The sequence below is a fragment of the Microbulbifer mixtoriginis (SeqCode) genome (assembly GCF_052467515.1).
This window is the reverse complement of record NZ_CP174314.1, coordinates 1,785,531-1,803,672: the sequence shown is the minus strand read 5'-3', so window position 1 is coordinate 1,803,672 and position 18,142 is coordinate 1,785,531. Positions and strand designations below refer to the sequence as shown.

Below are 18,142 nucleotides of genomic sequence, written 5' to 3'. Positions count from 1 at the left end.
GAGTCGATCAAAACTTTTACTCGATAACCCCTAGCATCAGGGGGATAAATATGGCGCCCCTTGGCGCAAATTAGATTTTCAAGAGCCTGGTAGACATACCCGGAGGTCAGTATTCCCCTCAACAGGCCAGATTTTCTGGCGTGATTATCCCACTTTGTAGCGGCGGAGCCTATGTAGTCGGGATATCTTGCTAGTGTCTACACAGTCACCCCCACTTTTAAATGCCTCTCTGTAGATATCTTAAGAGCGACGCCCAGCCGTTTTCCGTTTTTGCTGTCTCCACCATATTCTTGCTATGTGGGAAGCGATAGGAGTCACACAACTGCCCGCGTAAAAGTTTCGCTAAGCTTTAATTGTCGATGCAACAAAACCGTAATAAGCATCCAACGGACTGCGCCGCAGTTCGTAAATCTACAAGCAGAGGTGCCGTATAGATGAAACGCCAAAAACGCAATCACGCCGACAGGGCTTTCTACAAAGGGTATTTGGCAGCCCTGAACAATAAGTCTATTGATAGCTGTCCCTTTGTCGAAAATGACCCACACCAGGAATGGGTTAACGGCTGGCGTGAAGGGCGGGAAGATTACTGGAATGGCTTTGACAGGACTACCAAGGCGCAAAAACTGGAAATCTATGGCGCCATTTCCACCGATATCCAATATCCAGACGGCTGGAGTACTATTTAGCCTGCGGGAAAGGTGCAGGTTCACCTGCACCTTTTACAAGACCACCACCAGGCTACACCTGCATCCCTCTGAACCCGTTCGACATAAAGATGAAATTCAACATCTCAATCTAGTTTTATAGGACCAGGCAATACTGACGCTATTCACCAGCTGAGCGGCGACGCTCCATAGCTATAGACTCCACCGCTTCGCGAACAAGCTGCGGTCCCCGGTATATAAACCCGGTATAAACCTGTACGGCAGTTGCCCCTGCGCGAATTTTTTCTGCTGCACTGTCACCGTCGAAGATACCCCCAACACCAATAATAGGGATCTGCTTGTCCAGAGCCTTCGACAGCTGCGCAATAACCTCCGTGGAGCGGTGCTGCAGAGGCTTACCACTCAGCCCACCCTGCTCGTTACCATGGGGCAGATTAGCCACAGATGACTTATCAATGGTGGTATTAGTGGCAATGACGCCATCAATACCGTATTCGCACAGAGCCTCGGCGATCTGCTCTATGGCATCCCCTTCGATATCTGGCGCGATTTTTACCGCAACGGGCACGTAGCGATCGCTCTTTTGGGCCAGTTCCGCCTGCTTCTCCTTGATACTTCCCAGCAGCCTGTTGAGGCTCTCACCAAACTGCAGGTCCCGCAGCCCCTTGGTGTTCGGCGAAGAAACATTGGCGGTGATGTAATCCGCATAGGGATACACCTTTTCCATACAGAGCCGGTAATCATCCGCCGCCTTTTCTACCGGAGTGTCGAAGTTTTTACCAACATTGATTCCCAAAACACCTCTGTAACGGCGGTGCTTCACTCTGTCGATTAAGTAGTCAACTCCCAGGTTGTTAAACCCCATACGGTTGATAATGGCACCCGCCTCTTCCACACGGAACAGTCGTGGCAACGGGTTGCCCGGCTGTGGGCGCGGAGTCACGGTGCCAACTTCAACAAAACCGAAACCCAAAGCACCCAAACCGTTAAAAGCCTGGGCATTCTTATCCAATCCTGCAGCCAGACCAACAGGGTTTGGTAGGGTCAACCCCATCAGCTCTACCGGGTCGTGAGCGACTGCCTGTTTGAAAAAAGACATCAGGCCAAGGCGCTCAACGGCACCAATTGCATCCAGAGAGAGGTGGTGGGCCCGCTCGGGATCGAGCGCAAACAGAGCTTTACGCAGAGTTGAATACATACCTTTCCTTACGTGGGGACTGAACCCGTCCGCCAGGAGTAAACGAACGGGGATAGAATTTCATTGCCACCCGTGAAATAGCGCCAAGGAGAACTAACTCCCTAGCGCTATTTCCCGAACTCACTTCGGCCTACTCAGCCAGGGTTTCGCGGTCTGCAGTTGCGTGGGCAAGGTACATCAACTCGCGCAGCGCTACTGTAAACATCGCAAAATCACCGACGGCAGCTGCCTTCAGCTCGGCAATCATGTTGTGCCAACGCTGAATAGCCGGCGCCATAATAGCGCCCCAGCGCAACATTGCACTATCTACGTCCAATTTCTCCACAGTGGCAAGGCGCAGGATATTCACTGCCAGGGTGGCGAGCTGGCTGTCTAAGTCATCCATACTCGTTTCGCGTGCCTGGGCTTGCCAGAAGCTGTCCACCGGTAGATCGACAATCAAATTGCCAAACCAGTGTAGATTCAACTCGTCAGAGAGGCTGAAATAGACTTTGGCCACCTCTTCTACAGGGCGGTCACTGGCATAAGCAGATTCGGAAATGCCCAGTGCAGAATAAAGGTAGGTCGGGGATGCTGATAGCAGGGCAATCTCCTCTGGCAGCCCCGCCTCCAATAATTTTTGGTAGCGCTGTTCCCACTCACCCAGCGGACCACCACTCAGGACTTTCGGCAGGGCCTTGATCACCCTCTGCACCTGAGACTGGAACAGTGCGCAGTTTTGTCCCGGCTCCAGATCACTGCGACGATTGCGCAGGAACCAGCGGGTGGCACGACGGACCCGACCGATCATGGAGTTGAGCAACTCGGTCTGCAGCTCGGCCGGTACTTTGTAGTCCAATTCAGCCAGTTGCTGCTGGAATTCCACCATCTTATAAACATCGCGGGCACTGATATAAGCCGCAGCGACATCATTGACATCTGCGCCTGTTGCCGTGCTGATGCGGTTGTAGAAGGTGATTCCCATGCTGTTCACCATTTCGTTGGCCACCTGGGTGGAAACGATCTGGCGCAGTAGGGGGTGCTCGTAAACCTGGCCCTTATAACGCTCCACCAATGCCGAAGGAAAAGCGGATTCCGCGGCTTCACGCACTCGTGGGTTATCCGTGATTTCCGCCTCTTGAAGCTCCTCTTTTAACTTCACCTTCACATAAGAAATCAAAACGGAAAGTTCCGGCCGAGTCAGGGTCTGCCCCTTATGTACCCGATCGGAAATCTGCTCGTTATCGGGGATAAACTCCAGAGCCCGATTCAGTCGACCGTCATCTTCCAGGGTATTAATAGTGCGGCGGTATTCGTCAAGGCGTTTGGAAACCTGGTATTCCGCCACACTCAATGCGCGAGTTTGATCATAGTTATTGTGCAACACCAGATCACTCACGGAGTCTGTCATACCATGCAGCAGCTCATTGCGCTGCTTCTCGGTCAAGTCACCGTTGGCAACCACTTTATCGAGGAGAATCTTGATATTCACCTCATGGTCGGAACAGTCCACTCCTGCCGCGTTATCGATAAAGTCGGTGTTACAGCGGCCGCCATTGAGGGCAAATTCGATACGTCCTTGTTGGGTCATACCAAGGTTGCCACCCTCACCAAAAACTTTGGCACGCAACTCAGCACCATTAACCCGCAGATGGTCGTTGGATTTGTCACCCACCTCACTGTCGGATTCAGTCCCGGCTTTCACATACGTACCGATGCCACCATTCCAGATTAAATCAACCGGCGCACGCAGCAGTGCGCTGATTAATTCGTTTGGCGTGAGTCGGTCTTCTTTGATATCGAAGGCTTCTTTCATTTCAGGTGTGATGCTAATTGCCTTCACCCGGCGCTCAAAAACACCGCCCCCTTTGGAAATGAGAGTGCGATCGTAATCCCTCCAGCTGGAGCGAGGCAGCTCAAACAGGCGCTTGCGTTCTTCAAAGCTAGCCGCTGCATCAGGGCTTGGGTCGATAAAAATATGCATGTGGTTGAAGGCGGCCTTCAACTGAATATGCTCAGATAGCAACATACCGTTGCCAAAGACATCCCCACCCATGTCGCCAATACCGATGACAGAGAAGTCCTCTTTCTGAACATCCACCCCCATCTCGCGGAAGTGCCTCTGTACAGATACCCAGGCACCGCGCGCGGTGATTCCCATCTTCTTGTGGTCGTAACCCTGACTACCACCTGAGGCAAAGGCATCCCCCAGCCAAAAACCGTAGTCCTCAGCAATACCATTGGCGATATCGGAAAAAGTCGCGGTTCCTTTATCTGCAGCCACTACCAGATAGGGGTCATCCTCATCCCTGCGCACCACTTGCTTAGGCGCTACTATCTCACCATTTTTCAGGTTGTCGGTGATATCTAGTAAACCGCGAATAAAGGTTTTGTAACAGGAAATGCCCTCTTCCAGCATGGCTTCGCGACTGCCATCCGCCGGAGGACGCCGCACAACGAAACCGCCCTTGGCTCCACTGGGGACAATCACGGCATTTTTTACAGCCTGGGCCTTTACCAGCCCCAACACCTCGGTGCGGAAATCTTCTAAACGATCGGACCAACGCAAGCCGCCACGGGCTACCTTACTACCGCGCAGGTGAACACCTTCCACTCTGGGGGAGTAAACGAAGATTTCAAATTCCGGGCGAGGTTCGGGAATACCGGGAATATCCCGCGGGCTGAATTTAATAGAGATGTAGTCTTTAGGCTGGCCGTCAGCACCCGCCTGGAAGAAGTTGGTCCGCAAAGTAGCCAGGATCAATTCGAGATAACGACGCAGCACCAAGTCTTCGTTGAGATTTTCAACAGCATCCAAACCGTCATGGATCTTAGCGATTAATCGATCAACTCGTGTTTGCTCCTGCTTGCCACTGCTAAGACGCGGGTCAAACAATGCGCGGAACAAAGCCACCAGATTGCGGGTAATTTCAACTTGATTGGCCAAAGTCGCAGCAATAAAGCTCTGGCTAGCGCTAGATTTTGTTTGTTTCAAATAACGGGCGTAGGCACGCAACATAGAAACCTCTCGCCAATTCAGGCGAGCCGCCAGCACCAGACGGTTAAAAGCATCACTTTCCGCAGTGTGATTCCAAATAGCAGCGAATGCATCCTGGAACAGCCCGCGCGATGCTTGGGCATCAACTTTTGTTGGAAGGCCAAACTCCAGATGGAACTCATGCATCCATACATCACTACTGCCACAAGGGCGAATGGTATATGGGAACTCGCCCATAACTCTAAGACCGAGATTTTCCAATACTGGGATCACATCGGAGAGGGTTAAGCCGCTACCCCAGTTAAACACCTTAAAGCGCAAGCTACCCTGGGCCGCACCTACCGGCTGGTAGAAACTCATGGCCACCCGGTTGTTTTCGTTGAGATTCTGGATTGCTGCCACATCCTGTACAGCGATACGCGGCTCAAAATCCTCACGGTAACCAGCAGGAAAGGCTCGACCAAAGATACGGAAAAGTCGGTTACCCTCTTCCTCTCCACTGCTTTCAACTAAGGATCTTTGAAAAACGTCTTCCCAGGAACGGGTAATATCCACAATCTGCGCCTCCAACAGCGCTACATCTATATCGACAGGTTCATCGGGCGAGATGCGGAAAACAAAGTGCACACGCGCGAGAATGGATTCAGAAAAATAAGTCGTAAAGTCCGATTCTTTGGCTTTAATTGCCTTGGAAATATGGGAGCAGATCAACTCACGTACGTTACTGTTGAATTGATCTCTCGGCACATACACGGTGGCCGTAACAAATTTTCCAAAAAGGTCTCTACGCATAAACAGGCGAACATGAGCGCGCTCATTCAAACTGAGCACACCCATCACCACTTTAAACAGGTCCTGACTACTACTTTGGAACAACTCATCGCGGGGGAAGGTATCCAAAATACGGCGCAACGCCTTGCCATCGTGGCCATAACCGGAAAGGCCACTGGACTCAATAATGGAGGCCATCTTACGTCGGATAATCGGAATTTTGGCTGGGCTTTCCGTATACACAGGGGAAGTGTATAGCCCCATAAATGCCGACTCTCCAATTACCTCACCCTCGGCGTTGTAACGTTTGATCATTACATAATCTGAATAGGCACTGCGATGCACACGGGATTTCACCGAGGATTTGGCAAAAGTCAGATAGTTAGGCCCCTGGTAAAAGCGCTGCTTACCCTCGCTAAAGGCAGCTTCGAGCATTGGAGCTGCAGACTCTTCCAGTTTTTTGAAAATACCCAGGCGGCGATCTTCCACCTCACTGAGAATTTTCTTGTCATCAACCTGACTGAACTCGTATTCCCGGTAGCCAAGGAAGGTAAAGTTGCCATCGCGCATCCACTGCAGAAACGCACAGGCCTCGAGAAGATTGGTATCGTCCTCCGAGACCCCGGCTTTCAGCTGCCCTTCCATACCCCCACAGGTCTCGAGCATCGGCGCATAATCATCCACTACCAGCTCTACATCGCCTAGGACATCTTTCAGCGCCGCACTGAGTTCAGAGGCAAACTTGGCGGAAGTGTCATGATTGACCTCAATATAAATGAGGGCCTCACTGACCAGCTTCGATCCCTTGGCGGGCTTATGATCCTTGGCCGTAACATGGTCGAAAGATAGATTTGGAATTTCATCCCGCGGAGGCAGTAGGTGTTTTAATTTGCCACTGGCACTGCGCTCTAGTTTTAACACCGTACTCTTAATGGAATGAATAACCGTGTTTCTCTGGTTGACTTCCATACGCACCGAGTCCACCAGGAAAGGCATATCTCGCACCAACAGCCCAATTACAGTGTGCGAGCATTCCCAGCCATCGTCTTCCAGGCGTGGATTGAAGATCCGTACCTTCGGCAGGCCGTCAGAACGTTGTTGGATAAAGTTCCACCAGGTGTAGATACAACCGTAGATATCTACCAGGCGTCGGCCCTGCAGGTCTTCCAGCGGGTACTGGTGCAGGAACTGCTGCGCAAAAGCCACTACTGGTTCTGCATCAGATGCCAACTTGTCGCGAATCAGCTCACAAATCTGTGCTACCAATTCTTCACGGCTTTCGGTAATCACCGTCGCCATATTCACGGGGAACCTCCCAATCTCATTTTTGTCACATCGAATCCAATGACTGTAGATCCGAAAAGATCGTCATCTCATCCCTGAAGTGCTGCAGGGACGAGTCCTAAAAATTAAACTTTCACGTAACCTTGTAAGTGGCACTGGTGCCACCGAAAAAATGTCGCCAAAAAAGTGGGCTTGGGCGCGGTGGTTGCCTCTTCCTCTGGTGCCGTTAAAATCAACAGGCCCCACCGCTTTGGCGGCGACTATATATAAAAGATGGTAGATAGCCACCCGAATGAATAGGGCGGGTACATTTGTAGAAGAAGAGACGCTATGGAAGCAAACCGGAATAACAGAGATCACATCATCGCACTGGGCGACTGGCTTAAAGAGCAGATCATAGGCCAGGAAACGCTGGTTAATCGCATTCTTATCGCTCTGCTTGCCGATGGACACCTGCTTGTCGAGGGGGCGCCAGGCCTGGCCAAAACCAAGGCGATTAAAACACTGGGCGAAGCTATTGAGGGTGACTTCCATCGAGTTCAATTCACGCCAGACTTACTGCCGGCTGATATTACCGGTACCGACATTTACCGGCCGGAAACCGGAGAGTTCCATTTTCAACCGGGACCAGTATTTCACAACTTGATCCTGGCGGATGAGATAAACCGCGCGCCGGCCAAAGTACAGTCGGCACTGCTTGAGGCTATGGCTGAGCGACAAATTAGTGTGGGTCGAAAAACCTATCCGCTGCCGCAATTATTTTTAGTGATGGCCACTCAAAACCCCATTGAACAAGAGGGGACTTATCCTCTGCCCGAGGCTCAACTGGATAGGTTCCTCATGCAAGTGAATCTTGCCTATCCCGATGCCGAGGCGGAAGCAAAAATCCTGCGCCTGGCCAGATCCGAGGCCACCCTTGGCGAAAATCGCCCTACCGAAATCATTAGTCAGGAGACCATTTTTCAGGCTCGCAACCAGATTCTGGAAATGCAGATGGTCGAAGCCGTGGAAACCTATACTGTCCAACTTGTCATTGCTACGCGCGAGCCGGCGAAGTATGACAGCGAGCTGGCATCATGGCTAGATTTTGGTGCAAGCCCAAGGGCAACAATTGCACTCGACCGCTGCGCCCGTGCACGCGCATGGTTAGATGGCCGCGATTTTGTAACGCCCGATGATGTCATGGATGTAGCCCCGGATATTTTACGCCATCGCTTGCTACTCAGCTTTGAAGCCGAAGCCGCAGGTATCACTACCGACCAGGTTATTCAGCGCCTGCTGCAACAGGTGCCGGCTATCTGATGCACACAGCAACACCTCCATCAGATTTGGACCTGCGCGGCGCCTATCCGGAAGTCAATTCACTCGTACAAATGCGTTATGTCGCACGCCAACTACAACTCTTTAAACCGCGCCTGGTACGTAGCGACCAGGCTGGTAGCCTTCTTACCCGCTACCGTGGGCGAGGTATGAATTTCGAAGAGGTACGGGATTACCAAGCCGGCGATGACGTGCGCTCAATTGATTGGCGTGTTACTGCTCGCACCGGCACTACCCATACCAAGTTGTATCAAGAGGAGCGGGAGAGACCCATTGTTATCCTGCTCGATTTGCGCTCACCGATGTTTTTTGGTAGCCATCGCGCTTTCAAATCTGTAGCAGCGAGCGGCATTGCCGCCGCGCTGGGCTGGGCTGGGCTGCAACATAGCGATCGTATTGGCGCCTTGCTCTTCTCGGATAACGACATCGATACAGTGCGCCCAAAACGCAGCCACCATGCCGTATTAGCGATGATTCACAGCGCAGTGGACAGAGCATCCAAATTACAGAGCCCTATCGCCGAGAATGGCAGCCAATCCATGCAGACTCTGCTGGAGGAAGCCCGCCGTATCGCTCGCCCCGGCAGTGCACTTTTTCTTATTAGTGATTGTCATGACCTCAATCAGGATTGCTCACAATCATTATATTTGCTGTCGAGACATGCGGATTTACAGGTACTGCGAATCACCGACCCGCTGGAACAGCATTTACCCGATCAGTCCCTCACAATTTCTGATGGCCGCCAGCGCACATTTTTGTACGCAGGCAACCGCCCCCTGCGTGAGCATTTTGCAGAGAAGCAGGCCCAGGCCCGCGCCGATGTTGAACAATTATGCCGGAGGCACCGACTTCCGCTGTTAGATTTTGACAATACAAAACCCATTGTCGGGGAATTAATGTCTTTTTACGGTTCACGCCAGCAAAACGGTTGGCATAAAAATAAAAGGCAGTAGCCGTGAGCAATAGGCAACACTCTATATTTTCGCCAAGCAGGCTTTATGTAATTGGAGCGATTAGCGCTACCAACAAAGTCATTCCAACGGAGGGGCAACTATGCTGAGAAAGCAGCAACAACTACAGCCCCCCTCGCCTGAGGCCCAGGAATTACTGGCACAACTATACGATATCCAGGAACCAGCACCAGTAAGCTGGTGGCCACCTGCCCCCGGCTGGTGGCTCCTAGCCCTATTAATCATGTTATCTCTGTTGGGAATTGCCCTATGGATCAGATTTCGGCGCAAACAAACTGAGCGCAACCGCTACAAAGTTGAAGCGGTTAGTTTATTGAATGCAGTGGATATAAGCCGACCTCAAGCCACCGGGGAGATCAACGAAATTCTTAAACGTGTTGCTGTCACCACTTATGGCAGAACCCGCTGTGGCAACCTCACCGGTAGTGCATGGTTAAGTTTTTTAGAACAGAGCGCTTCTCTAAAGTGCCCTGATGAGGCACGCACAGCATTGCTCGAGCAACTTTATCGCGGCACTTCCAAACCAGAAAGCAGCCAGGCTTTTCAACAATACGCTATTCAGTGGGTCCTGCAGCATCAACTGTCGATGCAGGAACCTGAAAAACAAGTTAGTGAGGAACATGCCGGTGTTTGAGTTTGCCTGGCCCTGGGTTTTCCTGCTCACCCCACTGCCACTACTCGCGCGGTGGCTAATGCCCCGCTCAAAGCCATTGAGCAGTGCCTTAAAAGTACCCTTTTACTCCGAACTCTCCCAACGCAGCGGTGGGGAGCAAAGTAACTATCTCAATTTATTATTGCTCACACTGATTTGGTTACTGCTGATCAGCGCTGCCGCGCGGCCTCGCTGGTATGGGGAGCCGATTTCCCAAGCCAGCAGCGCAAGGGATCTATTGGTTGCCGTAGACATATCCGGCAGTATGGAGACTCCCGATATGCTCCTTGGCGGGCGCCCGGCAATGCGTATTAATGCGGTCAAACAGGTAGTGGGAGACTTTGTCGAGCGACGCCAAGGCGACCGACTGGGCCTAGTGCTATTCGGCACCCGCGCCTACCTTCAAGCACCACTAACCTACGATCGGGAAACTGTAGGGACCCTACTGCGCGAGGCGCAAATCGGATTCGCCGGCCAGGGTACCGCTATAGGGGATGCTATAGGCCTCTCTGTTAAGCGCCTAACCCAGCGCCCAGCCGAGCAGCGCGTGCTAATCCTACTCACCGACGGCGCCAACACTGCCGGTGAAGTCTCCCCACTGAAAGCCGCCGAACTTGCACAGCAAGCGGGCATTACGGTTTACACCATCGGTGTGGGTGCCGAAGAAATGGTTCAACCGGGCTTATTGGGCAGCCGCTATGGCAGCCGCAGAATTAACCCCTCCAGGGATCTCGACAGCAAGACCCTGCAGGCGATTGCCGATACAACGGGGGGGCGCTATTTCCGCGCTCATAACCCCCAGGAACTGGCAGAAATCTATTCGGAATTGGATGAACTGGAACCTGTGGAGCAGGAAGCAGAAAGCTACCGCCCACTGAAGTCCCTATTTATATGGCCGCTTGGAGTAGCCCTACTCCTGTCTTCTATTTGGGCAGTGGCTCCTCTCACCACTAATTTCAGATATTCCGGCAACGGCAATAAACAAACCACTACCAACGGAGGCCAGGCATAGTGAGCATACCTGAGCTACTCCAATCGTTTCATTTTCTCCGCCCCTACTGGCTATGGCTATTAATCCCCGCAGCACTCATTTGCTGGGGCTTAGGCAAAATCGTTCTAAACAATGCCCAGCTACAAAAGGTGATTGATGCAGATCTTTTACCGCACCTTTTAATGCGCGGCGGTGCCAAGCGCCCCTGGTTATTCGGGCTAATCTTTGCATTACTCGCCGCCATGATTATCGCTATGTCAGGGCCCACCTGGAGAAAATTGCCGACACCGGTTTACAGTAATCAAGATGCCCTGGTGATTTTATTGGATCTGTCTCCCTCTATGATGGCGACAGATCTCGCCCCCAACCGTCTCACCCGTGCAAGATTGAAAATTCTGGACATTCTTCGTGAGCGCAAAGATGGCCTGACCGCCCTGGTAGCCTATGCCGGCGAAGCCCATGTGGTCACACCACTGACAGAAGATACCGCCACTATCGCCAACCTGGTCCCCGCATTATCGCCTGCCATTATGCCGGTACCGGGAAGCAATATTGAGATGGCTGTATCGACCGGCATTCGCCTACTCAGGGATGGCTCTGCGGGACGCGGGCAACTGCTCGCAGTCACAGACGGCATTGAGCCTGCAGCAGCGGATATCGTCGCAAAATCCCTGGCCGAAGCTGGAGTTGAACTCAATATCCTCGCTGTCGGCAGTGGCGAGGGCAGCCCAATCCCCCGCGGCAATAGCGGCGGCTTCGTCACAGATAGTAATGGCGCAATTGTGATTGCCAATTTTGACCCACGGGAGCTGCGTAAGCTGGCTAGAGGCAGCGGCGGCCGTTACGCCAAGATCACCGTCAACGACGCCGACATAGAACACCTGTTACCGCAAAGCGAACCCCCCGAGCAGGCCGAATTGACCGAGCGAGAATTCGACCAATGGCGCGATGAAGGCCCCTTGTTGATTTTACTCCTCCTGCCCTTTGCCGCCCTACTGTTTCGCCGTGGCACTCTCGCCTGCACCCTGCCCCTCGCCCTATGCTTGGGCCTACCGAGTGAAGGTCAGGCTTTTGAATGGAAAGACCTCTGGCAACGCAAAGATCAGCAGGGACAGGAATTACTCAACAAAGGGGAGTCTGCCGAAGCCGCCGAAACTTTCCGCAACCCGGAATGGCGCGGCACGGCAAATTATCGCGCCGGTGATTATGCCGCTGCTCAGCAGGACTTTGCCCAATTAAATGATGCGCAAGGCCTATACAACCTGGGCAATAGCCTAGTGCAACAGGGAGACTATGAGCGCGCCATTGAAGCCTATGACCAGGCTCTGGCCCAAGCCCCGCAATTCTCCGATGCGCAACACAACCGGGAAATTGCCGAGAAACTCAAGGAGCTTCAAGAGCGCCAGCAGCAACAAAACCAACAGCAATCCGGTGATCAACAAGAACAACAAGATAAGCAGGACCAACAACAGGAGCAGCAGGCCGGCAACCAACAGCAAAACCAACAAAGTCAACAACAGGAGAGCCAACAGCAGCCCTCCTCTGGCGAACCTCAGCCCTCCGAGCAACAATCCGGCCAAGAGCAGGAGCAATCAGACCAACAGCAATCTGAAAATGCTGAGCAACAGAAAAATGAGCAGGAGCAGCAGTCTCAGCAAGGCCAACAGGGCGAAGGCGAAGAAGAGCAAGGGAAGCCCCAACCTGCCGGCGCCGAAGAGCGCCAATTAGATCCTGAAACCCAGCAGGCTCTTGACCAATGGCTCCGCCAAATTCCCGATGACCCCGCCGGCTTAATGCGAGAAAAATTTAAATACGAAAGTCTGCAAAGACGCCGTGCCTATCGCAGTGGCGAGTGGGAGCCTCCTGAAAACGGCGCTACCCAGAGGTGGTAGAAAGATGCCCACAATGCACAACATTATTTTCGGCTTTAGATGTGACCAAACCCCAGGAAGGCTTATGGATAGCTTTTTTAGAAAACATAATCTTACTCGGCCACTAAACCTTACAGGACTTCATTGCCTGCTATTTTTTCTTGCTCTCTTTTGCCTGCCCGCAAGCAGTTGGGGCAGCGACCTCAATGCCAGCGTGGACCGCAATAAAATTGGTATTGATGAGACCCTGAATCTGCGCGTACGCTACTCCGGTGATGAGAATGGCGGCCAACCCGATTTCGAATTACTTGAGCAGGATTTCGATATTCTATCCCGTCAGCAGTCCAACCAATATCGGGTAATTAATGGTCGTGCGGAAAGCTTCGTCGAATGGACGCTCACACTGGCACCAAAGCGGGAAGGAGAGCTGTTTATTCCCTCTCTGCACTATAAAGGACAAGTTTCGGATGCAATCCCCATAAAAGTCAGCGAAGCCGGTAGTACACCCGACGGTGCCGATCGCAAAGCCTTTCTGGAGATCGAATTAGATAAAGATAAAGTCTACGTACAAGAACAGCTACTTGTTAAGGTGCGCCTATACACAACAATCGGTCTGCACGATATCGCCACCGAACCTTTACAAGTAGCCGGCGCCCATGTAGAAAAAGTCGATGAACAGCGCTATGAGCGCAAGCTCGGGGGTGTCAGCCATGCGGTATATGAACTCACTTATGCCGTTTTTCCCGATAGCTCTGGCCAGCTCTCTATCCCCGCAATGACTTATGTTGCGGTTGCCGGTCGCCGAGATCCTTTCTCACTGTTCAATCGCAACAGCCAGAGATTACGATTGCGCTCCCAGGCAAAAACTATTGAGGTCCTTCCCAAGCCTGACAGCTACAGCGGCGTCCACTGGCTGCCCGCTGCAAGTCTCGGAATCGTACAAAGTTGGAGCCAAAATCCGGATACCTTCACTGTCGGCGAGCCCATAACCCGTATTCTCACCATACGGGCAGAAGGTCTGCGTGCAGCCCAACTACCACCTCTCCCCAAGTTGGATATTGAAGACCTTAAAACCTACCCAGATCAACCACAACAAGAAGATCAGATAGGCCCAAATGGGGTAACAGGTAGCCGCATAGAAACTACCGCAATCGTCGCCACTCAGCCCGGTAATTATCAGCTACCCGCCGTCACACTCACTTGGTGGGATACCAAGAGCCAAAAACAGCGTGCCACCCAGCTACCCGCCTTCCGCTTTGAAGTCAGCGGTACTGCTGCAGCCACACCCCAAACTCAAGAGCCGGGAAATCTCCCCACATTGGTACCTGGAACCACCACTTTGGAGGAGCAAGATCATTTCTGGCGCAACCTAGCCATAGCCGCCCTTGCCTCCCACCTACTGTGGATTTTTTATCTCTATCGATATCGCCCCCAACGGCTGGAACAGCCCACAACGAGCGCCAAGCCAGCAAGAAAAATGCACCACGAAGCCAAGCTAAAGAAGGCTCTTGAAAGTGAAGACCCTAGACACATTCAACAAGCCCTACTCGACTGGCTTCAGCAACGCTGGCCACAAGTTGAGGGTAATAATTTAAGTGAGGTTTCGCACCAGTTAGGCTTTGAGGAGCTTCATGAGATCCAATCGCTGCTCAGCGCAGCCATCTATCAAGAACCTGTTAAACCGCTAAATATAGTGAAGATAAAAGTTCTGGTTGATAGGTTGATGAGTCGAGAGGGTGGTATGGACAAGGCATCGGAGGTTGAAGAGTTACCGAAACTCTTCACCTGAATTTTAGTAGTGGGCTTGACCTGACAGCTACCAAATCCTGTTATCGATTTAGCCGGCCAAGCCCCAACCCAGGTATATCTTTGATCAGCGCGCTATTACTGGGCCCGATTCAAAGTAGATTCCATCACTGAGAGAGTCTCAGCGGCTGCCTTATCCCAAGAAAACTCACTCGCCCTTTTCAGTGCACAGGATTGCAACTCAGTTACTTTCAAATGATCTTCAGTCATTACTGCGAGTGCCTGTGTAATTTCTGCAGTGGAATCTGGATTGACCATTAATGCTGCATCCCCAGCAACTTCAGCCATAGCACCTCGGTTAGCCGTCAAAACAGGGGTTCCCTGACTATAAGCCTCGACTATTGGCAAGCCAAATCCTTCATATAACGATGGAATTAGTAGTGCTCTAGCCTCCCGGTAGAGCTTTGGCAGTTGATCGTCGGCCATATAACCGAGAATCTCAACGCTTCTCTCTAGGTTCAACGCCCGCACTCTCTCTTGCAACTCAGGCATTCCCCATCCCTTACCACCACAAATTTTCAGCGGAAGCGGCTCTGCCACTATCGTACGATATGAGGCATAAGCTTCTAGTAACCTCCTAAGGTTTTTGCGGGGCTCAATCGTACCCACAAATAGAAAATACCCACCAAGAGGGCCTGGGACTTCAGAAACCTTCAGAAAAGGAGCCTCATAAATAGTCACAACCTTCTCAGCACAAGCGGAAAATGACTGCTTCAACTCACTTGCTGTAGATTCAGAAACGGCAATAACTGAGCCAGCCGACTTGACAGCCGGAGGCATCAGTAACCTCTCAAGCTGCAGCCCCAAGCGCGACATAGTCTTAGGAAAGCGCTGCCATACCAAATCGTGGATTGTGAGCACCTTAGATACCGATGCCCCCAGGCAAAGCGGTAGGTGGTGACGGGGGGACCAAAACAGATCTACTTCATCCCTCCAAGCCCAAAATGGAAAAACTGCCTGAGCAAAGAAAGTACTGAGACTCCCCCTTTGAATGTTTCCAGACCGGACAGTCACATTTGGTAGGGATTGAAAATCAACCAGAAGAGGTTGATGGCTATATAAGTACCAATGATGCTCACTTCTTAACATTCGTTCCAAAAGTGCACGGGTATAACGCCCAATGCCTGTAGTGGGAATTGAAAGTGGCCGAGCATCCACTGCTATTTTGGCCATTAATCCACCACTCCCCTTTCCAAGAGAACTTCCCGATAGAGTTGGTGATATGCTTCTGCCATTTTGTCAGCAGTAAACAACCTCTCATAACGACTACGACCAGCGCACCCCATCTCCTCAGCTTTAACAGCGTCAGACCACAAATCATCCATCGCTTCGCGTAATGCAAGATGATCAGCCGGTCTCACAACATGGCCCGTTACTCCATCTTGATTAACAAAACTGGTTCCAGTACCGATTTCACAAGAGATAAGTGGCTTGCTGTTCATCAACCCTTCAATCAAGGTTACCCCGAAAGCCTCTGAGCGCAAATGCGAGGGGAATACGACGGCTCGGCATAATTTCATTAGCGCGACTTTCTCCTCATCACTGACAAAACCGGCAAAACATATGTTACTTGCTCCAAGCTTATCCACCAGAGATTTCAAGCGACTGGCCTCAGGTCCTTTACCAGCGATAACTACACGATAGGGCTGATTCGCGGCGGCTCTAATTAAAAATTCCAACCCTTTGTAATACCGGAGAACACCAACAAATAGCATAAAATCCCGGCCAAATTGCAGCTCAAGGCCTTTCATTGTCTTATCCGAAGGTTCAGGGTACCCATCCTCGGATACCCCAAGGGGAATCACCTTCACTTTATCCTTATAAGCAGCAAGAACAGGGCTGCTTTCTTGATAATTGTACGATGTCGCTACGATACGATCTGCTCGAGCCAAAAACCAACGCATCAAAGGCCGATATATAGCACCAAGTAGTCGTTGCCTGACAATATCGGAATGATAAGTCACCACCAGCGGACGTGACTTTCCAGCCACAAAATAAGCTAGATCACCGAACGGCCAGGGGAAATGAAAATGTAACAGCTTGGCTTTTGAGCGATATAGAGCCCCCAAAAAACCCGGCCCAATACAGCAAGAAGCAATTGAGAACCAACGCTTTTTTGCAACAACAGGAAGCCGACCATTCACATTTAAATTTGCGGGAGTATCGGCAAGAGTTAGCACACCACACTTGTCTGTTTTTTGTGCAACCTCTAAGATTACCTGCTCGAGCCCCCCTTGAGATTCTGGGTAAAACGTACGGTAACAGTGGAGAATTTGAAGTTCGGGGGACAATTGAGACTCGCTTAATTGATGGGTTAGTAACCTACTGGTAACCTGTTGTTTTATAACACATTAAGGTATATTAACGCCCCCCAGCGGCTCGGTGTCAACGTGAAAATACTATTCTCTACCATGCAATTCGGGCCCGGATATAATCAAGGAACCGAAAAATACATACGCAATCTTGCGCTAGATTTAAGTAAGCGCGGTTGTGACGTAATAGTCGCGGGCGGCGATCCTGAAGGGATATTAGGTAATCGCACATTCATTGATGAAGGAGGATTTCGCCAAATCAAACTTCCAACTTTTGGATGGGGGACAACTGAAGGTGACTCAGTAGACAATTATCTTTCTTTACTTTCTGAATTGAAGCCCGATCTCCTGCACATGGTGAATCCGGCACATATTGGTATTAATTTACTCAATGCAGCTCAGAAATTAGGCATTCCATACTTTATTTCGATTACTGACTTCTGGTGGCTATGCCCCAAACATACATTGACTCTCAAATCCGGCGATTTCTGCTCAGGCTTTATCGATCAAAAAACTTGTTTTCAATGTATTGCAGAAACACATCCTAACAAGCTGCTAAAAACTGCTTCTCAGCTCACCTTTGTTAGGAATTCTGTCGCTAAAATTCTATATTTAAAGAATACTTCATTTGCGACCACACTAGAAAACAAAAATCGTAAACAAATATTGGCCTCAATCCTAAATAAAGCAAGAAAGGTAATTTGCCTATCTAAAACAAGCCTGAGACTGATAAAAGAGTACTACTCACTCAGTAATTGCCACTATATTCCTGCAGGTCTTTCGGATACCTGGTTCGAAACAGTTCCTGTCCGACAAACGAACACTACCCCTTTCGTAGTTGGGTTTCTTGGAGCTGTCGCTCCTCACAAAGGCCTGCATACTCTAACCCATGCACTAAATACTCTTAACGATTCAAAAATAAAACTCAAGGTCGCAGGAAGAATTTCTGACCAACGCTATGCCAAACAGTGCCTAGGCTCCTATAAAATTACCGAGTATGCCGGTGAGCTTTGCGAGTCACAGAGTAAAGAATTCTTAGACTCTCTGGACTTGTTAGTAATACCTAGCAACTCACCAGAAAATCAACCTCAAGTGCTACTTGAGGCAGCCGCCAGGAAGAAGCCCGTACTTGCTTCTAATACTCCAGGTTGTGCAGAACTACTTTCTCCAGCCGCCATTTTCTCTGTTAATAATGCGAACCAATTGAAAGAACTGCTAGATATAGCTAGAAAAGACATATCGAAAATAGGTCATCCTACTTTGGGATTATCCGCGCAAGCAGTTTCTGAAAAAATTTTCTCCGAATACCAAAAAGTGTTTTAAC

Annotated in this window: 12 protein-coding genes; 8 read left to right on the top strand and 4 right to left on the bottom strand. The window is 50.9% G+C overall.

Going from position 1 to position 18,142, the window contains the following annotated elements; all coding sequences use genetic code 11:
• Positions 1-434: 434 nt before the first annotated feature.
• A complete protein-coding gene (rmf, locus tag ACJJIT_RS07740; RefSeq protein ID WP_444884593.1) occupies positions 435-686 on the top strand; it encodes a ribosome modulation factor in 252 nt (83 codons plus the stop codon).
• Between the two features lie 139 nt (positions 687-825).
• Here the strand turns inward: rmf and ACJJIT_RS07735 are convergent, their stop codons facing one another.
• Positions 826-1,863 carry a quinone-dependent dihydroorotate dehydrogenase gene (locus ACJJIT_RS07735; RefSeq protein WP_444900554.1) on the bottom strand — a complete coding sequence of 346 codons (1,038 nt, stop codon included), beginning with the start codon at positions 1,861-1,863 and terminating at the stop codon, positions 826-828.
• Between the two features lie 130 nt (positions 1,864-1,993).
• Positions 1,994-6,910, bottom strand: a complete 4,917-nt coding sequence (locus ACJJIT_RS07730) for an NAD-glutamate dehydrogenase (RefSeq protein WP_444891735.1) — start codon at positions 6,908-6,910, stop codon at positions 1,994-1,996.
• Positions 6,911-7,225: 315 nt separating this feature from the next.
• Here ACJJIT_RS07730 and ACJJIT_RS07725 point away from each other — a divergent pair, with 315 nt between their 5' ends.
• The 6 genes from ACJJIT_RS07725 (at position 7,226) to ACJJIT_RS07700 (ending at position 14,489) form a co-directional block, all read left to right on the top strand.
• Positions 7,226-8,197 carry an AAA family ATPase gene (locus tag ACJJIT_RS07725; RefSeq protein WP_444884591.1) on the top strand — a complete coding sequence of 324 codons (972 nt, stop codon included), beginning with the start codon at positions 7,226-7,228 and terminating at the stop codon, positions 8,195-8,197.
• A complete protein-coding gene (locus ACJJIT_RS07720) occupies positions 8,197-9,168 on the top strand; it encodes a DUF58 domain-containing protein (RefSeq protein ID WP_444884590.1) in 972 nt (323 codons plus the stop codon). The genes ACJJIT_RS07725 and ACJJIT_RS07720 overlap by 1 nt, the downstream gene beginning before the upstream one ends.
• 100 nt (positions 9,169-9,268) lie before the next feature.
• Entirely contained in the window at positions 9,269-9,820 is a 552-nt protein-coding gene (locus ACJJIT_RS07715; RefSeq protein ID WP_444900553.1) for a DUF4381 domain-containing protein, read from the top strand.
• Positions 9,813-10,850: a vWA domain-containing protein gene (locus tag ACJJIT_RS07710; protein ID WP_444900552.1), complete on the top strand. Its 1,038-nt coding sequence runs from the start codon at positions 9,813-9,815 to the stop codon at positions 10,848-10,850. The genes ACJJIT_RS07715 and ACJJIT_RS07710 overlap by 8 nt, the downstream gene beginning before the upstream one ends.
• Entirely contained in the window at positions 10,850-12,721 is a 1,872-nt protein-coding gene (locus ACJJIT_RS07705; RefSeq protein ID WP_444900551.1) for a VWA domain-containing protein, read from the top strand. The genes ACJJIT_RS07710 and ACJJIT_RS07705 overlap by 1 nt, the downstream gene beginning before the upstream one ends.
• 64 nt (positions 12,722-12,785) lie before the next feature.
• Positions 12,786-14,489, top strand: coding sequence for a BatD family protein (locus ACJJIT_RS07700; protein WP_444900550.1), 1,704 nt, complete (start codon positions 12,786-12,788; stop codon positions 14,487-14,489).
• A gap of 95 nt (positions 14,490-14,584) precedes the next feature.
• Here ACJJIT_RS07700 and ACJJIT_RS07695 read toward each other — a convergent pair whose 3' ends face one another.
• Both ACJJIT_RS07695 and ACJJIT_RS07690 read right to left on the bottom strand, forming a co-directional pair.
• On the bottom strand, positions 14,585-15,679 hold the full coding sequence (locus ACJJIT_RS07695; RefSeq protein ID WP_444900549.1) for a glycosyltransferase family 4 protein: 1,095 nt from the start codon (positions 15,677-15,679) through the stop codon (positions 14,585-14,587).
• Positions 15,679-16,797, bottom strand: coding sequence for a glycosyltransferase (locus ACJJIT_RS07690; protein ID WP_444900548.1), 1,119 nt, complete (start codon positions 16,795-16,797; stop codon positions 15,679-15,681). Before ACJJIT_RS07690 ends, ACJJIT_RS07695 begins: the two co-directional genes overlap by 1 nt.
• Positions 16,798-16,896: 99 nt before the next feature.
• On the opposite strand from ACJJIT_RS07690, the gene ACJJIT_RS07685 reads away from it, so the two are divergent.
• Positions 16,897-18,141, top strand: a complete 1,245-nt coding sequence (locus ACJJIT_RS07685; RefSeq protein WP_444900547.1) for a glycosyltransferase — start codon at positions 16,897-16,899, stop codon at positions 18,139-18,141.
• Position 18,142 lies beyond the last annotated feature (1 nt).